This is a genomic window from Exiguobacterium sp. s168 (assembly GCF_018619035.1).
GTDB classification, from domain to species: domain Bacteria; phylum Bacillota; class Bacilli; order Exiguobacteriales; family Exiguobacteriaceae; genus Exiguobacterium_A; species Exiguobacterium_A acetylicum.
This window is the reverse complement of sequence record NZ_JACSNE010000020.1, coordinates 1-17,683: the sequence shown is the minus strand read 5'-3', so window position 1 is coordinate 17,683 and position 17,683 is coordinate 1. Positions and strand designations below refer to the sequence as shown.

The window sequence follows — 17,683 nt, the reverse complement described above, 5'->3', positions numbered from 1 at the left end:
AAGATGAGGGGTGATGTATTTATAATATTTTGAAACCTCTTGTTAGAGATGAAACTATTTTAATTAGACGTTATAAACCTTCAATACTATAAATAGGACAAAAAAAGAGATTTCTTTTTAACATAATATTTACTTAAAGGGTAGTGAAGTCATACTGTTTCTTTTTGTATCTTGTAAATATTTATTAGTAGTGCTAATTGATTGATGTCCAGCAATTCTCATAACTTCGTATAAAGATATGCCATTTGATAATATATAAGTTATAAAAGATCTTCGAAACCAGTGTGGAGATGTAGAGATACTTGTTATCGTTTCTGATGCTAGATTTGATATGATCCTAAGATTTTCATATGAAATTGCTTTATCATTATTTTTTAAATTAAAACAAACAAATGGGCTAGTGCAGTTTTCAATTTCCATCATTCTTTGAAGATTACTCAATAAGGTTGCTGTTTTTTGTGAAAGAGGAATTCTTCTCCACTTGTCCCTTTTTCCTTGTATTTCAATGTAATGTACATTTGATTTGTATATTTGACTAAATTTTAAAGATAATAATTCGGAAGCACGCATCCCGGTAGTAAGGAGAAGATACCCTATCGTTTCGTTACGCAGCTGCAGAAGCTCACGTTGCTTTTTTTGCTTTACTGTATGACGAAAGGCGAGAGCAATTGCTTCCATTTCGTCGAAGTCAATCTCACGGCGGAGCGGCTCGGGCTTCGTCTGGTCCTTCACCTGGAGAGACAGGTCACGCGCATGGTAGTCGTTGACGTGTAGGAATCGCAGGAATCGCCTCAGCATGGCATTGCGCCGCTTGACGGTCCGTGGCGCGTACTGATCATGAACATCTTTTAAGTACTCGTGTAAGTTGAGAATCGTCAGTTGTTTAACGCCCTGCGTTTTGCTCACAAAAAACCGTAAAATATAATCTAAATCTTGTTTATAAGCCCGCTTCGTATGCGGGCTTTTTTGACTATAAATCGGAAACAACTCTGTTGCCCAGAATAGTTCAAAGATCTCGAGGTCGCTCAACGCTTCCATGTTCAAATGATCATTCTGCAGTACCGCGAGCAACTTTTCCCGGCTATCGGCAAATGCCAGCGCTGCTTCTTCTCTAATCACGATTTCGTTCATTTCTTCTTCGTTCATCATCCATCCTCCGATCTCTCTACTTAACGATTCCTTTTTTTGACGCCTTTTTTGTTCATTTGCTAAGTAAACCACCGTTTATTTAAGTATTACATCAAATTATTACTGATATACATATGTATGTAATGTGTAAATTCTTAATATATAATTGTATTACATAATATATCTATATTCAGTATAACAAATAAATACTTGTGATAATAGGTAATTATCACAAGTAAATTAAAGATGAATGAAAAGGTGACATAACACAATTATTGAAAGAATTAAAGAATAGTCACATTTCCAAACAGTATTAAGGGCTTCAATTACTTCAGCTAATTATTTCATCTCAATAAAAAGAGAATACTATTTATTTTGAGACAAGCGAAATCGAAAACTTAAAATCCGGTTTGATTGCTTAAGACATGGGGATGAGAGAAGAAACATTAGGATCGGTAGGAGAACATTTATGCGTTAACTGAAGTTAGTGGGAAGCTACATATATAAAACAACATTACTGACAATGGATACTAATAGACCAAATAAGCTTCCCTATATAGTTGTTTCATACAACTATATAGGGAAGCTTGGAATTTCCGCTAATGAGTTGAAACGATTTATTAATCGACCAACGTTTTATAAAATTGGAACGTGTTCTTCTCAAATGCTTTTGGTGCATATAAGGCAGCGTCTACTTGTTATAAAAGTGTTTCAATAGGTTGTTCATTCCCTTCGCTATACTTTAGATTACGATACTCATCGATACACGATAGACGGATTCCCAGGTAGAGATACTCATCAGGATGCGTTTAGCTAACTCTTTCTACTTTTCTCGTTCGTGTGCATGAGCGTTAGCATATTCCCCCGTAAACTGTTGGATGCGACTGGCTACTTCTTGTAGCAAACGATCGACTAATACATATTTGTAATCCCTCTTAATTTTTTCAATCACTTCTTTGAGTAATGAAAATCGTTTTTGAGTAGGAAATTGTCTTACATCTGTTCGCCATCAAGACACCTCCTGTTTTTCTGTTTGCTCAAGCAAACAATGATCTCGTAGCGAGGTTTTTTTATATAAAACCTTAAATTACCTTAATAAATAGACGTTGATTAATATACGAGAAAATATAAGGCTTTTCTGCTCATTTTACTAAATTTATCGGCGTGTTGGTTTTTTATATTAAACGACCGTTTATAAGTATAGCTCGTTGGTAGTAGATACTCTTACTTTCTAAAGAACCATTAAATATGTCTTTACTCAATACTAACTGCGATAGTGTGGGAAAGCCATTGCAGATGTAATATATACACTTAAATACCTAAATATCAAAAGCCAGTGCCTAAAAGGCGCTGGCTCCGTTGAAAGAAAATGAACTTAATATAGTTTATGAGTTAGAAATATATAATCTGAAAGAGGACACAATCACACCTATTCACTTATTTAAAAGTCACTTTGTCCGATATAAGAAATTTTTAATTCATTTAATTTCAAAATCAAAAATTCTCTGCTATATTTCTCCTCAACTTCTCGAGTAATCAAAAAACTTAATTCTTCCTTAGCCCGTGTTAAAGCTACATATAAGTAATTTTTCATTTTATTATCAGGTGTATTTTTTCCAAGTAAATATGGAGCAAGATCTGTTGTTAAAATAAATAAGCATCTGTTCCCTTCCAATCCTTTTATACTATCGATAGAATTGACTTTAATACCTGTGACCTGAGTTTTATCGCGATTTAACTTTAATGCTTCACCGAGTTTTGCCATATCTCTTCTTGATAGCTTTAATTTAAATGCCGCCTCTATTTTACTAATGATATAGCTGTTGCTCTTTGAAGATAATGACCTCAAGCACCATTCTTTAGCCTTAAATACTGCTAAGTCAATTTTGTCTTGTTTAATGCTTGATTTTTTAATAATACATTTCAATTCATACAAAAGATTACTCTCTTCTGCTTGTAAGTCCTTACTATTCGTAATATATCTTGTGTTTTTTTTTAAAATATATACGTAATCAAAATTCTGATTTTGAATATAAGCGTCAATGATTAAATCTTTCTCAAATACAAACCCTAACTCCCCTACTATATCTTTTTGTGCCATTTGACATTGTTCACTAGAAATAAAGCTATTGGCTAGCTCTACATGGGCGTGAGGGCATCTATGATTCTCTTCTTTATACTGTACTTTATCCGGATGTTCAGCTATCAACACATTGAAAACACTTCTACCACGTAAATCCTGTTTCGGATCACCTACAAGAAATAGATTCAACTCATTCATATAAAAGGTATTTATTATTGTTTTTAGATGGATATCCATATCTTGTGCTTCATCAATAAAGATAGAGTCCAAATAATTCAAAACCATTGATAATATTCTTGTTCTCTTAACTTTAACTTGCTTTCTATCAGTTGTTTTCCCATTGATTATCCATTTCGCCACTTCTGTTACTTTATCTACGTGAATTTCTTGATTCTCTTTTAATTCTTTTATTTTTAAGTTTCTATAACGAGGTACATCTGAAAGTTTAATTAATGAAGCTTTAAGATATTGAGTTTCATACAACAGATGATGAAATGGAAAAATAAACTCTTGTATTAAGAAAGAATGGTAAGTTTCGATGTAAAGCTGCTTAGGTATCGATCCGTTTTTTTCAATCACTTTTTCTCTAATTCTGTCTCTAGCAGCATTCGTATATGTTACAACATATACAATTTTTTCTTTATTAATTTCTTTTAACCGTTGTAACACTACTTCTGCCATTGATGTTGTTTTTCCTGCACCAGCTCCTGCTACAACAATGTTCATGTTCTTTCTCCAGTAGCTAGAAAGTTTAATACACCGGCGATATGTTGTGGCAACTGTACTTCTTTTAATTCTTCTGAACCTATATCTTGGCAAAATCGTAGCATGACATTTGTTTTTGCTGTTCTCCACTTATTTGACAACAATTCTGATGTCTCTATCCCATCCCAATTAAGATTTTTTTCAAAATAGCTTTTCAAAATTTCAAAATTTCCTTCTTCTTCAACAAACTCCGTTTCCAAAGTATAGCTCTTAGTAGTTTTAATCCATATATTAGTATGTTCATTATATTTTTCATGATTCCTTTGTGCATTAGGTTGATCATCAAAGTCTCTTATAATTCCAAGTCTATTCGAAGAACCTTCATTTACTTTTAACCATAAATCAATCATTTTCGTGAATCCTTTATGTAGCGAAATTACATAAATATCATTTAATAAATCCTTTTGGTTGGTAAGATAGGACTTGATTAACAACTCTTCAGTGGGTCCTTCAACTAGCACACATTTTCTAGAAAATAAAAACTTCAAAAAATCTAGGTTCGGCTTTTTCGCCAAATAGTCTAAGTCAGCGTGTTCCATACATGACATCAAAGAAAATGCATTTCCTTCTGTCACTACTACTACATTTTTTAATTCCAGCTTGTTTAAAAATTCAGGACTATGAGTGGAGATAAACAGTTGAGTGTTTTTGACTTTATTAATTGTAGAGTTAATAAAACTTGAGAGCAGCTTTTCGTTACTGACACATAAATGTGCTTCTGGTTCTTCAATGGTTAAGAGATTTAAAATGTCATCATCATTGTTCTCTAAAGAATTCATCATAACCAAAAGGTAAACGAGGTTCCTATATCCTAAGCCTTGTGTATGAAGATATTCTTCACCATATCCTAGTCGAACATTATTTAATAACGAATGCATACTAGGCATATTTGGTAATAAAGTGATCTCTTCAAAAAAGGTTTTGGCATTTTCTATATCACTACTATCCTGCCAATTAAATATCCCATCTAGATTACTTATTCCTTTAAGATCTTCAAAAAACCGTTCGTATGACACTTCTACGTTTACTTTCTGCTGTTCGGTTAATTTATTGTTTAACAAATTTACCAATGCTTTTGATCCAAGTTGATTTTGCTTATTTGAGAAGTCATCTCTTTCCGCAGCTAATGCATTGTACTTAAATTGATTTAACTCATTAAAACCCACTGACGTCTTTGTAGTAGGGACTATAATCGAGTATGTATATAACTCCATTGGTAAAAGATTCATTTTTATCTTTTCAATTGTATCTTCATATTTTAATACTGTTTTAACATGTTCCAAGAGTTCTTTAGTTTTTTCAATTTGAAAAATGTATTGAATAGCATATTCTATATCTTCGCCTTCATTAATTGACAAAATCCACTTGTTTACATAGAATTCTTCACCAGCTTCAGGTTTCAAATGAATTTGCACTGAAACACTAGGTATGACCTCTGTAAATTTTTCAAGCTCAATTGTATTGTCCTTAATAAATTCTAAATTATCTTCTATAAATTCGAAGTAATTTTGTTTTGCCACATGATTAATATCATGCCAACCTAGTTTTTTAGATATACTTCCAACTTCACTGTTTAAAAAAGGCAAAGTAATGGCTTTGAGTAAATTACTTTTTCCGCTGTTGTTGTCTCCAATAAATATGACTAATCTATTTAAATCGACATCTATATCTTTAATGTTTCTATAATTTTTAACTTTAACTTTTGATATTTTCACGAGGTCACCTCTCCCTTTTATACCTTCATTTTACAGTATATTCATGCGGAATATTCCCAATGATTAATTTTCTCTATACTAATTAATGTATGCAAATTGAGAAGTTTCTTACGAACACATTGAACATATTTCCTAAAGTTATCTATCGGTCCTTACCTTTTAAATAGTGTTCAGCAATTTGGATTTTTATGACTAAATTTTATAGAGTGTTTCAGTTATTTTATAGAGGTAAAGATACTACGCTTTATAACCGTTCGTAAAAGTACACTATTACAAATTAAAAGGGAGAGAAGAGCTGTTTTTCCAGCGTCCCCTCTCCCTCTTTTTTATCCAAGCTTCTTCTGATAAATTATCATATGTAAACAAACAAAGCAGTCTCTTTTTTGAATCCCTCAATCAGAAATTTTAAATTTCGTTCACTCTTTTTCTCAATAGATTTCAGTAGATTTGGGATTAGTATGAAACATAATTAAGCTTAAGATTATGTGCGAAAAAGGTTGCATTTCTTAAACTCAACCTTTATATTTATATATGAACATATTATCATATATAAATATAGTTTAAACCAATTTGGAGGTGTCATGCAATAATGAAACATGATTTAGAAAAGGAAGAGGATTTCGCTGAGGGTGAACATCCGCTAGATGAGGAAACACTCTTTGTTGTGTCCCAAACATTCAAGGCATTGAGCGATCCGACCCGTATTCGCATCTTAAATCTACTCTGTTCAGCTGAACATTCTGTCAATGACTTGGCAGAGCAATTGGACTTGGGCCAATCCACTGTGTCGCATCAATTGCGCTTCTTGAAGCAACTGCGCCTGGTGAAATACAGAAGAGCCGGCACGACTTTGTATTATTCGAAAGACGACGATCATATCATGAACCTGTTGAAACAGGCGATTGAGCATGCAACGCATCATTAAAAAACGCTTTTCCACGCTAAAGCATGCACTGATTTATAAAGAGAAATTGAAGGAGGAATCGGAATGGCACATGATCACAGCCATGACCATACACACGGAGCAAATAAAAAAGTGCTGCTCATTTCATTTATTATCATCACCAGTTACATGATTGTCGAGGCCGCCGGGGGCTTCTTAACGAACAGCCTGGCACTTCTGGCTGATGCCGGACATATGCTGAGTGACTCCATTTCGCTCGCGATTGCCCTGATCGCGTTCAAGCTGGCTGAAAAAGCTGCAAATCACAGCAAAACCTTTGGATACAAACGTTTTGAAATCCTCGCCGCAACCATCAATGGCGCGACGCTGATTGGTGTAGCACTCTACATTTTTTACGAAGCCATCGGCCGATTCGCTAACCCGCCGGAAGTCGCCACGACCGGTATGCTCATCATCAGTGTATTCGGCTTATTGGTCAATATTCTGGTCGCTTGGATCATGGTGCGCGGCGGAGATACACATGATAACTTGAATATGCGGGGGGCGTACCTGCATGTATTAAGTGACATGCTGGGTTCTGTCGGCGCCATTGCGGCCGCCCTGCTCATAATGTTCTTCGGCTGGGGCTGGGCTGACCCCGCGGCCAGCGTCATCGTCGCAGCCCTTGTCCTGCGAAGCGGATATTTCGTCACTAAATCTTCTCTGCATGTGCTGATGGAAGGCACGCCACAGAATGTAAAGATTGAAGATATCATTCAAACCATCAAAGAGACCAAAGGTGTTCACGGCGTCCACGATTTACACATCTGGTCCATTACCAGCGGGCTGAATGCCTTGTCCTGCCACGTAGTAGTCGGCAACCATCTCACGCTTGCCGATAGTGAAAGCATGTTGCACAGCATCGAACATGACCTTGAGCATCAAGGCATCAACCACGTGACGATTCAGATGGAAACAGATGCTCACAAGCACAATGATTCCATTCTCTGCACAGTGAAAAGCGAACCGTCCCATGATCATCATCACCATTAATTTCTAAGAGTGAAAAAATGCCGATAATTTTGAAGCAAATCATCTTGGAAAAGAAAGCTCCTAAAAATAATTGGAAGAGGAACTGTCCGATTTAATCTGACAGTTCCTCTTCTTTTGGCTCAATCAAGTTTTTAACTTCTTAGTAAGGAGTAATCTACTCCATACTATATCGATGAAAAACATCATCGTTCTGCATGTCCCAATATCCCCTTACAATGTTTCCTCTTCATCCTTTAGTATAAAACTCTGTTTTCTTCTTCTTTATAGACTGCTTTTGCTTTATTATGTCTTACTAACCTAGATCGATTAATCTCTGCCTCTTCTTCATTGTATTCTGAATGCATGCTAATGTTAGCCATAAACAATTCACTTCATCTTTAAGATGGGCAATCTGAAAGGGAATATTCGACTTAACTCAGCAATAAGTCGGTTAAACAAGTTGGATCTCCATCAAATGTTGAAAAATTAATTTCTCCAGTCTTTCCTTCAGCTTCAATTTCAACCACGTAAGGTCGATTTCGAGGCAGCCACAGGTCGATGAACCCATTCGCTGGAGTCTTCATCATCTTATCTACATAAACTTTCCCTTCGTTGTCGGTAATGATTACCTTCATTTCCTTTTCTGCTAATTCACCTTGGCATCCTGTTAAGCTATGAATTTCACAAGGGTGCGTATATGTTTCATATGGGGCAATTGAGACAAAGAACTCTTCTGCCGGCAACGGATAGACCGATTTATCTCCCTTGTCTTCAACTGTTACTTGTTGGTCATCAATTGAAGCTGCACTAACTTCGTCACTTCCACTCAAGTCAGCCACCAACTCCTTTACTTCTACTTGGGCCGATGAAGGTTCGTCATTGCAGCCCCCTAGTAAGCCAAGTAAAGCTAACATGAGTACAAAAAATGGGATTTTCATATTATCTCTCCTCTTCTCCCTACTATAGCAAAGTCGATTCTTCTATCAAGTGCTGAATTCTTACGACTTTAGGGACTCCTGCACTCTTGCTAAATAAATCCATGTATTTTATATAGAAGATCACTAAGTCGGCAGGAATTGAAGCCGCACAATCGTTTCCTAAACTCTTCGATTGGCAAAGAAGCGTTTATATAATATTTAATTACATGGTCAATAGACTTTAATTTGTCCCATCATTCCATTGTCTTCGTGTTCAAGAATATGACAATGAAACATATAAACTCCTTCATATTCAAACTTGATTGCAATTTCCACCTTTTCACCAGGCGCGATTGAAAGCGTATCTTTCCAGCCTTGTTCGTTTTCGGACGGACTTTCCCCGTCTCTTGAAATGATTTTAAATTGGGTTCCGTGAACATGGAATGGATGAATCATACCTCCCATTTCATCTGGTTTGTTGTAAATCTCCCAAACCTCTGTCACTCCCTTTTCTTGCTTTAAATCGATTCGCTCGGCATCAAATTTCTTTCCATTGATTGTGACATTCTCCATCATACCGAACAACTCGATTTTTTTAGTCACGGGTAGTGCCATTTCTTCATCAGTGATTTCAAAGTCATTCATTTTTTCAGGAATTTCTCTCGAAGATGTTGTTGGTTCTGACACTTGGAAATCGAGAATATTGATACCTTCTTCATTAATCAGCGCGATTTCATTTTCTTCTATCTTCGAAAAATCAACAATAATCTCCGCCCTTTCTGAAGGGGTCAAAGTCAGCTCATTCGTTTTCACAGGCGCATTTAATAAACCGCCATCCGTTCCAATCTGAACGAAAGAATCTCCGTTGCTCAGTTTGAATGTAAAATTGCGGGCGTTTGATCCGTTCAACAGTCGCAGCCTTACTTTCTCTTTTGCTACTGTCAGTTTCGGATCTACAGTGCCGTTTATAAGTACTGTATCGCCCACTGTACCGTCTGAGTTTTTTGCAGCTTGGTAATCTAGGCGCTTCTCTTCGAACATTCTGTCTTGAATAACTAGAGGAATATCATTAATGCCATATTGATCAGGTAACTGCAGTTCACTCAATTGATCATCTTCGATATAAATCAAGCCTGCTAGACCACTATAGACTTGTTCTGCCGTCTTCCCTTCAGGATGTGGATGAAACCATAAAGTAGCTGCATCCTGCTTAACTTCAAAGGAAATAATGCGTTCTTCCCCGGGTTTTAATTTATTATGGGGACCTCCATCTACATCCCCGGGTATCTCAAGACCATGCCAATGAAAAGTCGTGTCTTCACCGAGTTCATTGATCAATCGAATTGTTACCTTTTCACCGGATTTGAACTTGAGCATAGGACCCAATAATGAGCCATTGTATCCTAAGGTATCAGAGCTGATGCCTTTATAAAATTCCGTTTTACCCTTTTGGGCACGAATTGTATAAGCCGTCTCTTTATCACTTTCACTCTTTAAGGCGACTGGAATGGAAATTTCATTCTCTCCCTTTGAATCTTTCAATTTTTTTAATTCACCATGTTTCATTTCATTATCCATCTCATCCATATTGCTATGGTCTTCCATATTCATATCTATTTCATTGTCCATCTCGTCCATATTGCTATGGTCTTCCATGTTCATATCTGAATGATTCATGGTATTTGAGTCGGAGCAAGCGATAAGTGTTCCAATTACCATGAGAAGTAATAATAATACAACTAAATATTTCTTCATATTCTGTTGACCTCCTGTTTTAATAGTCATTTACGCATCTGGATTTTTCATGTTTGGTCTGTGGGTGACAGGGACTTTGGGGTTCTGATTTTACAACAATCCAACGGTCTTTACTAAACTGGAAACAGAGAACGATTGCCTTAAAAACAATATCGAGTCCGATTGCAATCCATACACCTGCTATGCCCATCTCAAGCTGGATAGCCAGCAAGTAGACGGCTCCTGTTCGGATAACCCACATTCCCACCGTTGTCAGATACATTGGGAATTTTGTATTGTTCGCTCCTTGAAATCCTCCTGTAAGGACAAGGACGACAGCTAAAAACGGTTGGAAGATGGCCGCAATTTTTAGTGCAATATCAATATCGTTGATCACCTGTTGATCATCAGTAAAGAGCGACCCTGCCCATCCTCCGAAGAAGAAAAGCAAAATACCGAAGAGTGACATGAAACCCATTGCCAAGTAAGTACTTAATTTTGCATATTCTTTTGCACTTTCATAATCACCAGCGCCCATGTTTCGCCCAACGAGAATCGTGGCAGCAGTTGCAAACCCATAAGCAAGCATGTATGAGAATATTTCAAGATTTCCTGCTATTTGGTGTGCGGCAAATGTATTAGTTCCAAGGACGACAATGAACCCAAAATAAACGATCTGTCCAGCTCTCATTACCAGTCTTTCAACAGCCGCTGGGCTACCTAAGTTCATCAATTCTATTTGATGTTCCATATCAGGTTTCCAGAAATCTTTTCTAAACGCGATGACATCCGTTTTGCGGATGTAATTCACCAATAAAATAGTCCCAACAACGCGCGCAATAACGGTAGCAAGTGCGGCTCCGACGATTCCAAGCCCCGGAATCATCCAGAAACCAAAAATCATTAGATAATCAAGCACAATGTTGACAATATTGACAACAATACTGACTTTCATTGGAGACTTGGTATCGCCAGTACCGCGTAAGATACTGCTCAGTGTAAACATGAGGGCCATAACTACCGAAGGGATACCTACTATTTTGAAATAGAGACTGGCTGGCTGCAGTACTTCATTATCAATGCCCATCAATAGGAGAAGAGGCTTAGCAAAAAACAAAGTTACTATACCAAAGAGCACGCCTATCAGTACAGACAAGATAATTGCTTGTTGTGCAATATGTCTTGCTCTTTCGATTTTTCCAGCCCCTAAATTATTTGCCACGTATACGTTTACCGCCACACCGATTGCCATAAATACTGCAAAGTAAATAGCTAAAATCGCGTTAGTGACCCCTACAGCTGAAACTTCAGCAAGGCCGATTCTTGAGACAAATAGCGTATCAACAAAACCAAGCAGTGTTTGAAAGAAGTTCTCGGCAACTGCTGGTAAAGCCAGGATGAAAATTAGTTTTATTTTAGTTCGTTTATCATCCGTATTTAATAACACCTCCCCCTTGTTCATTTGGGGTCCCTCCTTTCAGTGAATCCAATTATTTAAAAACGGCCCATATATGATATATGGGCCGCTGTTTTTACTCTGTTACATTTATCACAAACGGATAGACATATACATTTCCTTCAAACTTAAATTCACTCCATACTTTGTAGTGACCAGGCTGGTGAAAAATGGTTTCAAACACAGTATTGTCATCGAATGACGGGTGAACGTGTATAAACTGCTCTCCTTTTTCATCTAAAATTACAACATGTCCCAGGGCCCCTAAATAAGGTTCAGGTGTACTATCCTTCGTATCGTACGTGAATACTGTAGGATGGTGAGCTTTCAGTGAGTCGACAGATAGCTCTACTGTATGACCATCAATGGTTTTTCTGAATTCTGTGTCTACTTCAAGGGCTGGCAGCTCAGATGTGACTTGATGATGACCTACATGAAGATGAACAGGAGTGGCTTGATATGCCAATCCTTTTGGTTGGATGTCCACAAAAAGCTTATACATGCCTGATGCTAATTGAATATCATATTCAAATTTACCTTTGTCTGTTTGAACAGGATGGAGGTGTTTGTATTCACTCAAGTCCTCACTTACCACAATCAGATGCAAGTCTTTTTCATGACTGACTTCTAATTCGGGTGCTTTTTGATTTTTATCTTGTAACTCTATAAAGAGTTTTCCATTCTCATATGCAGCATTTACAAACACTTCGTTTTCGGTCGATTTTGAATGGTTGTGATGGTGTTCATGATTTTTCAATTTCAACATTCCTTTTTTTAGATTTTTGTTAATTAGACTTATCATTCAATGTGTTTTCATCTTATTCTCGATTAAATTTTGTCTCGATCTAAAAACGCTAAACCTGCTTATTTGCAGCAGGAACAACCTATTTCGTTCTTTGTATCAGCAACTTTATATCCAGTTTCTTGAATAGCCGCTTTAATTTCGTCCAAAGTAACTTGTTCTTCTTGAAAAGATACATCCACTTGGCCGTCAGAAAGTTTAACTTTTACAGTATCTACACCAGTGAGTTTTCCTACTTGACCTTCAATCTTATTTATACATGAACTACATGACATACCGACTACATTTAATGTTGTTTCTTTCATCGCTTATTCCTCCTAATCTTCATTACTATACCCTAGTATTGTATATTTCGTGCAAAAATTAAAATCTTCACCTCCTTAACTAATCAATCTGCAATCAGAGGTAATTGTTAACGGACAAAATTCTTTAACTAGGCAGTACTAGGCTTTATCAATCGAATTCAAGAGTTTAAGAATAACTTTTTTATTGGCCTCAAATCCAATGAAAGATTCGACTAGTTTCTTTTTGCCTAATATCCCTTTTTTATAAAATGCGAACAAAGGGACAATTCTATTCCCGGAGATTTCAATCATCTCCTGTTCAAGACTCAAATCCTTTGCAACATCTTTTCCGTGATAGGAAATTGCGTGGGACGCTAAATAGGTTTTAGCATCTTGGCAATCTGAACACGTGGGACGTGTATATAATACAAGTTCCAAATTGTTTGTCATGTCAAGCTCTCCTTTACTATGCTAACGAAGGTTTAAAACGTTTCAATCGCAGCGCATTTACTAAGACAGAAACAGAGCTTAGACTCATTGCAGCCCCCGCAAGCATTGGATTTAATAACGGTCCTCCCACCAAGTAGATAACACCCATTGCGAATGGAATCCCCACTACGTTATAAGCGAAAGCCCAGAAAAGATTTTGTTTAATGTTTCGAATTGTCGATTTACTCAATTCTACTGCGGTCGGTACATCCATCAAATCACTTCTCATCAGTACAATGTCTGCTGACTCGATAGCGACGTCTGTTCCCGATCCGATTGCAATTCCAATATCCGCTTGTGCTAAGGCAGGGGCATCGTTGATTCCGTCTCCAACCATCGCCACTTTCTTGCCTTCTGCTTGTAGTTTTTTCACTTCATTCGCTTTATCTTCCGGCAACACTTCACTGAGGACACGGTCAATTCCAACCTGTTTTGCAATTGCCATGGCTGTTCCTTTGTTGTCCCCCGTTATCATAGCTACCTCAATGCCCATTTTCTGAAGCTTTTCAATTGCTTTCCTGCTGTTTTCTTTCACTGTATCTGCCACAGCGATAATCCCAGCAATCTGATTATCGATTGCTACATACATAGGTGTCTTACCTTGTTGCGCCAGTTTATCAGATACTTCTTCCAGCGCAGTCAGAGAGATGTTCTGTTTCACCATCAGTTTCCGGTTCCCCGCAAGCAATGTCTTTCCATCAATCATGACTTCAATCCCGTGTCCAGGAATGGCTTCGAAATTACCGAGACTCATCATCTTCATTTTCTTCTCTTCCGCAGCCCTTACAATCGCTTCGCCTAGTGGATGCTCAGAACCTTTTTCAGCAGATGCTGTTAACTGGAGAAGGGTTTCTTCGCTGTTTCCATTGACAGTGATAATATCTGTGACTTTTGGCTTTCCTTCGGTAATCGTGCCTGTCTTGTCAAAAACGATGGTTTGAATTTTATGAGTGGTTTCCAGTGCTCCTCCACTCTTGATCAGTACACCGTTCTCAGCACCTTTTCCTGTTCCTACCATGATTGCAGTAGGAGTAGCAAGTCCCAATGCACATGGGCACGCAATCACAAGGACTGAGATGGTAATTGTCAATGCGAATAGTCCTGTTTGTCCACCGAAGTACCAAGCCAATCCCGAAAGTATGGCAATGACGATGACGATGGGTACGAAATAGCCGGAAATAATATCCGCTAATTTGGCAATTGGAGCCCTTGAACCTTGTGCATCTTCGACTAATTTAATGATTTGCGATAATGCAGTGTCCTTCCCTACTTTTGTCGCACGGTATTGAATAGTTCCATTCTTATTGAAACTTGCTCCGATGATATTTGACCCTACATTTTTTTCAACCGGAATACTTTCCCCGGTCAACATCGATTCATCAACAGAAGTGAGACCTTGAACGACAACTCCATCTACAGGAATCTTTTCTCCTGGTTTTACAATAATCGTATCACCAACGACTACTTCATCTATAGAGATTTCAACTTCTTGTCCGCTTCGAATGACTCTTGCCGTTTTTGGGGCTAAGCCCATAAGCTTTTCAATAGCTTCTGAAGTTTTCCCCATTGAGCTAACTTCCAGATACTTACCTAATGTGATTAGCGTCAATATGACCGCAGCTGACTCATAATAAAGATTATTCACATATCCGCTAGAGCCCATCGAGATAGCGACTGTAGCACCTAAACTATAAAGGAACGCAGCACTAGTTCCCAAAGCCACTAAGGAATCCATGTTCGGATGTCCTCTAAATAATGTTTTAAATCCGACAGAGTAGAACTTCCATCCGAATAGTATGACTGGAATGGTTAGAATCAATTGCAACAGAGAAAACGTCAGCGGATTCATCATCGGGTCTATAAACATTGGCAAGGGCAGGTTTATCATATGCCCCATTGAAATGTACAACAACGGTACTGTGAAGATTGCCGATCCAATGAAACGGTTCCACATCGATCGGACTTTTTTCAACTTCTTCTCTTTTTCGGATTCTTGGCTGTCGGCCGGTCCACTGTCTTCTTTTGCTTCATACCCAGCGTTGGCTACTGCCTGTGTAATATCAGAGACAGTTACAAGAACGGGGTCATATTTGACCACCAGCTTTTCTGTCGCTAAATTCACATTCGACTCCAGTACACCTGCTAGCTTCCTTGTAGCTTTCTCTATTGTCTGTACACACGATGCACAAGTCATACCAGTGACTGCAAATGTTTTCTGTTCCGTGTCTGTAGAAGCTTTGTAACCTACTTTTTCAACTGTGTTCTGAATATCTTGGGGCGAAACCATGTTTTCATCGTAGCTGATTGTCAACCTGTTGGTTGCAAGATTAACTGTTGACTCGACAATTCCTGGCAACTTCTTAGTCGCCTTTTCGATCGTCTGTACACACGATGCACAAGTCATGCCTTCCACTGCAAATGTCTTACTTTCCATTTCCACAAACCTCCATCCTATTTGGCTGATTCAAGCTCATAGCCAGCATCCTCCACAGCTTTTGAAAAATCATCATAATTTCGTATCGCTTCATCATATTTCACTTTAGCAGTACCTTTTTGCAAATTGACCTTTGCACTCTTGACCCCTTCAAGATTTTGAAGTGCCCCCTCAATCTTATTAACACAGTGAGCGCAGGTCATCCCTTTAATAGTTAAAATGGTTTTTTTCATTACTTACACCTCCCGTTTCCAGTTTATTTATGAACAATGTTGCGTTGAACAATAATGATCTTGACACTTACATTGTCCAGGTACACAGTTGCATGGAATATCTTCCACTGCTTCAGATTCTTTCTGGAGTAAGATTTCCTTAAGATTTTCAATGTCGCGGACACTCAATGTGGCCTGCGCAATCATATTTCCAATTGTATTTCCAACATCTCTATTGCAGATATGATCAAGTAAATTGTAAAAAGTTTCTCTAATCATGTCCCCTTCTTCGACGGCAGCGGAATAGATAAATTTTTTACCTTCGGCTTCAGTAGTTAGCATTCCTTTCTTTACTAGTCTTCCGATGAAGGTCTTGGTCGTAGCGGGCTTCCAACTTTTTTTCTTTTCAAGGACGTCAATAATATATTTACTAGTCGCATTGTCCTGTGCCCAGACTACTCGCATTACTTCCCACTCGGCATCTGTGATATTTGTTTCTATTTGTTCGTTCATTCCAATACACCTCCTTAAGTTGTAATTTGCAAAACCATAAAGTTGTGATGAAAGGCGGTAACCGGATTTGAACCGATGATCGAGGTGTTGCAGACCTCTGCCTTACCCCTTGGCTATACCGCCATATATATTATGTTCACAAATGTAATCTTAAATATAGTTTACATTTGTAAACATGTTTTGTCAACCATTATGTTTTCGCTGTCGTTACTTACAGATTTTTATGGATGAATTCCAAAATTGCCTTCTCAGAAGGTTCGGGCGCTGTCACTCTATCCACTTCTTTTCCTTTTTTTAATAAAATCAAAGTGGGTATACTCATAACTCCATAAGTTTGTTGAGCAAAATCTAAGTTACCATCTACATCAACATCGTAAAAAATAACCTCTCGATTTTCGTCAGCCCAATGCTCGATGACTGGAGCAAGCTGTTTGCACCCTGGACACCAGTCAGCAGTGAACTTCAATATCACTGGTTTCTCTTCATTTTTAATTTCTTCTAATTGAGCTATTTGAAAATTATTTATCATACTTTGTCACCTCCTGAAATTATCGTCTACAACTGTAGATAATAATAGGTTACAAACGTAAACGTTATTTGTCAACCTTTTTATATTTCCTTTCGAAAAAAATACATTAGAAAATTGGAGACCCATCTGTTTACATACAAGTAAACTAAATTATTTATTTTTCGTGGAGTCTCGGAAGTTAAGTTTAATTACAAAACAAATGGGAAGAAGAAGAAGAAGAAGAACTGAACCAATACATTAAAATGGAGGTTTTATACATGGCACATAAACAGTACCCAGAGTTAATTCAGGCTTTACATGATTGCGCAGCAGAATGTAATCATTGTTTTGACGCTTGTCTTCAAGAAGAAGACGTAAAAATGATGGTCGATTGCATCCGACTAAACCGTGAATGCGCGGAGATTTGCGCATCATTAGAACATGCGCTCACACGGAATTCTCCTTTTATTGCGGAGTTGGCTGCGGTTTGTGCAAAAATTTGTGAAGCATGTGGAGATGAATGCACGAAGCATGCTGAACACCATGAACACTGCAAACGCTGTGCGGAAGCTTGTCGCAAATGCGCAGAAGCTTGCCGAAGCATCGCATAATTTCACGAAAAAACCCACCGGAAACCTATGAACTGCCCCATAAAAGTTGGACATAAAAATCCAACTTTTATGGGGTGTTTTTTATGGTCAAATATACAAAGGCGTTTAAAGTCCAAG

Annotated in this window: 16 protein-coding genes and 1 tRNA gene; 3 read left to right on the top strand and 14 right to left on the bottom strand. The window is 37.7% G+C overall.

Annotated elements, in window-relative coordinates; genetic code table 11:
* Positions 1 to 129: 129 nt before the first annotated feature.
* The 3 genes from KNQ15_RS11680 to KNQ15_RS11670 form a co-directional block, all read right to left on the bottom strand.
* The gene (locus KNQ15_RS11680; protein WP_214729589.1) at positions 130 to 1,146 is read right to left on the bottom strand and encodes a tyrosine-type recombinase/integrase; all 1,017 of its coding nucleotides are present in this window, start codon (positions 1,144 to 1,146) and stop codon (positions 130 to 132) included.
* A 1,423-nt stretch (positions 1,147 to 2,569) separates the two neighbouring features.
* Entirely contained in the window at positions 2,570 to 3,937 is a 1,368-nt protein-coding gene (locus KNQ15_RS11675) for a UvrD-helicase domain-containing protein (protein ID WP_214725487.1), read from the bottom strand.
* Positions 3,934 to 5,691 carry an ATP-dependent nuclease gene (locus tag KNQ15_RS11670; RefSeq protein ID WP_214725485.1) on the bottom strand — a complete coding sequence of 586 codons (1,758 nt, stop codon included), beginning with the start codon at positions 5,689 to 5,691 and terminating at the stop codon, positions 3,934 to 3,936. Before KNQ15_RS11670 ends, KNQ15_RS11675 begins: the two co-directional genes overlap by 4 nt.
* Before the next feature lie 589 nt (positions 5,692 to 6,280).
* Between KNQ15_RS11670 and KNQ15_RS11665 the strand changes: the two genes are divergently transcribed.
* The gene (locus tag KNQ15_RS11665; RefSeq protein ID WP_094942600.1) at positions 6,281 to 6,616 is read left to right on the top strand and encodes an ArsR/SmtB family transcription factor; all 336 of its coding nucleotides are present in this window, start codon (positions 6,281 to 6,283) and stop codon (positions 6,614 to 6,616) included.
* A 63-nt stretch (positions 6,617 to 6,679) separates the two neighbouring features.
* Positions 6,680 to 7,627 carry a cation diffusion facilitator family transporter gene (locus KNQ15_RS11660; RefSeq protein WP_094942601.1) on the top strand — a complete coding sequence of 316 codons (948 nt, stop codon included), beginning with the start codon at positions 6,680 to 6,682 and terminating at the stop codon, positions 7,625 to 7,627.
* Positions 7,628 to 8,037: 410 nt separating this feature from the next.
* Here KNQ15_RS11660 and KNQ15_RS11655 read toward each other — a convergent pair whose 3' ends face one another.
* From KNQ15_RS11655 to KNQ15_RS11605, 11 genes are all read right to left on the bottom strand, one after another.
* Positions 8,038 to 8,544 (bottom strand): CueP family metal-binding protein, encoded by a 507-nt coding sequence (locus KNQ15_RS11655; protein WP_214725483.1) that lies wholly within the window; start codon positions 8,542 to 8,544, stop codon positions 8,038 to 8,040.
* A gap of 210 nt (positions 8,545 to 8,754) precedes the next feature.
* The gene (locus tag KNQ15_RS11650) at positions 8,755 to 10,278 is read right to left on the bottom strand and encodes a multicopper oxidase family protein (protein WP_214725481.1); all 1,524 of its coding nucleotides are present in this window, start codon (positions 10,276 to 10,278) and stop codon (positions 8,755 to 8,757) included.
* Between the two features lie 19 nt (positions 10,279 to 10,297).
* A complete protein-coding gene (locus tag KNQ15_RS11645; RefSeq protein ID WP_214725479.1) occupies positions 10,298 to 11,719 on the bottom strand; it encodes an MATE family efflux transporter in 1,422 nt (473 codons plus the stop codon).
* A 70-nt stretch (positions 11,720 to 11,789) separates the two neighbouring features.
* Positions 11,790 to 12,479: a hypothetical protein gene (locus tag KNQ15_RS11640; protein WP_094942630.1), complete on the bottom strand. Its 690-nt coding sequence runs from the start codon at positions 12,477 to 12,479 to the stop codon at positions 11,790 to 11,792.
* 98 nt (positions 12,480 to 12,577) lie between these two features.
* Positions 12,578 to 12,820, bottom strand: a complete 243-nt coding sequence (locus KNQ15_RS11635; protein WP_211656279.1) for a heavy-metal-associated domain-containing protein — start codon at positions 12,818 to 12,820, stop codon at positions 12,578 to 12,580.
* 138 nt (positions 12,821 to 12,958) lie between these two features.
* A complete protein-coding gene (locus KNQ15_RS11630) occupies positions 12,959 to 13,249 on the bottom strand; it encodes a glutaredoxin family protein (RefSeq protein WP_094942608.1) in 291 nt (96 codons plus the stop codon).
* A gap of 16 nt (positions 13,250 to 13,265) precedes the next feature.
* Positions 13,266 to 15,722, bottom strand: coding sequence for a heavy metal translocating P-type ATPase (locus KNQ15_RS11625; protein ID WP_214725478.1), 2,457 nt, complete (start codon positions 15,720 to 15,722; stop codon positions 13,266 to 13,268).
* 17 nt (positions 15,723 to 15,739) lie between these two features.
* Complete coding sequence (locus KNQ15_RS11620) at positions 15,740 to 15,955, bottom strand: heavy-metal-associated domain-containing protein (RefSeq protein WP_094942611.1); 216 nt, start codon at positions 15,953 to 15,955, stop codon at positions 15,740 to 15,742.
* Positions 15,956 to 15,982: 27 nt separating this feature from the next.
* Positions 15,983 to 16,447, bottom strand: coding sequence for a CopY/TcrY family copper transport repressor (locus KNQ15_RS11615; RefSeq protein WP_214725476.1), 465 nt, complete (start codon positions 16,445 to 16,447; stop codon positions 15,983 to 15,985).
* 52 nt (positions 16,448 to 16,499) lie between these two features.
* Positions 16,500 to 16,570 (bottom strand) — tRNA-Cys (locus tag KNQ15_RS11610).
* Between the two features lie 88 nt (positions 16,571 to 16,658).
* Positions 16,659 to 16,976, bottom strand: coding sequence for a thioredoxin family protein (locus KNQ15_RS11605; protein WP_214725475.1), 318 nt, complete (start codon positions 16,974 to 16,976; stop codon positions 16,659 to 16,661).
* A 257-nt stretch (positions 16,977 to 17,233) separates the two neighbouring features.
* Here KNQ15_RS11605 and KNQ15_RS11600 point away from each other — a divergent pair, with 257 nt between their 5' ends.
* Positions 17,234 to 17,566, top strand: a complete 333-nt coding sequence (locus KNQ15_RS11600; protein WP_214725473.1) for a four-helix bundle copper-binding protein — start codon at positions 17,234 to 17,236, stop codon at positions 17,564 to 17,566.
* Positions 17,567 to 17,683 lie beyond the last annotated feature (117 nt).

Coding starts and splice junctions, on each gene's coding strand:
- KNQ15_RS11680 (WP_214729589.1), bottom strand. CDS start 1,146: ATGAACGAAGAAGAAATGAACGAAATCGTGATTAGAGAAGAAGCAGCG.
- KNQ15_RS11675 (WP_214725487.1), bottom strand. CDS start 3,937: ATGAACATTGTTGTAGCAGGAGCTGGTGCAGGAAAAACAACATCAATG.
- KNQ15_RS11665 (WP_094942600.1), top strand. CDS start 6,281: ATGAAACATGATTTAGAAAAGGAAGAGGATTTCGCTGAGGGTGAACAT.
- KNQ15_RS11660 (WP_094942601.1), top strand. CDS start 6,680: ATGGCACATGATCACAGCCATGACCATACACACGGAGCAAATAAAAAA.
- KNQ15_RS11655 (WP_214725483.1), bottom strand. CDS start 8,544: ATGAAAATCCCATTTTTTGTACTCATGTTAGCTTTACTTGGCTTACTA.
- KNQ15_RS11650 (WP_214725481.1), bottom strand. CDS start 10,278: ATGAAGAAATATTTAGTTGTATTATTATTACTTCTCATGGTAATTGGA.
- KNQ15_RS11645 (WP_214725479.1), bottom strand. CDS start 11,719: ATGAACAAGGGGGAGGTGTTATTAAATACGGATGATAAACGAACTAAA.
- KNQ15_RS11640 (WP_094942630.1), bottom strand. CDS start 12,479: ATGTTGAAATTGAAAAATCATGAACACCATCACAACCATTCAAAATCG.
- KNQ15_RS11635 (WP_211656279.1), bottom strand. CDS start 12,820: ATGAAAGAAACAACATTAAATGTAGTCGGTATGTCATGTAGTTCATGT.
- KNQ15_RS11630 (WP_094942608.1), bottom strand. CDS start 13,249: ATGACAAACAATTTGGAACTTGTATTATATACACGTCCCACGTGTTCA.
- KNQ15_RS11625 (WP_214725478.1), bottom strand. CDS start 15,722: ATGGAAAGTAAGACATTTGCAGTGGAAGGCATGACTTGTGCATCGTGT.
- KNQ15_RS11620 (WP_094942611.1), bottom strand. CDS start 15,955: ATGAAAAAAACCATTTTAACTATTAAAGGGATGACCTGCGCTCACTGT.
- KNQ15_RS11615 (WP_214725476.1), bottom strand. CDS start 16,447: ATGAACGAACAAATAGAAACAAATATCACAGATGCCGAGTGGGAAGTA.
- KNQ15_RS11605 (WP_214725475.1), bottom strand. CDS start 16,976: ATGATAAATAATTTTCAAATAGCTCAATTAGAAGAAATTAAAAATGAA.
- KNQ15_RS11600 (WP_214725473.1), top strand. CDS start 17,234: ATGGCACATAAACAGTACCCAGAGTTAATTCAGGCTTTACATGATTGC.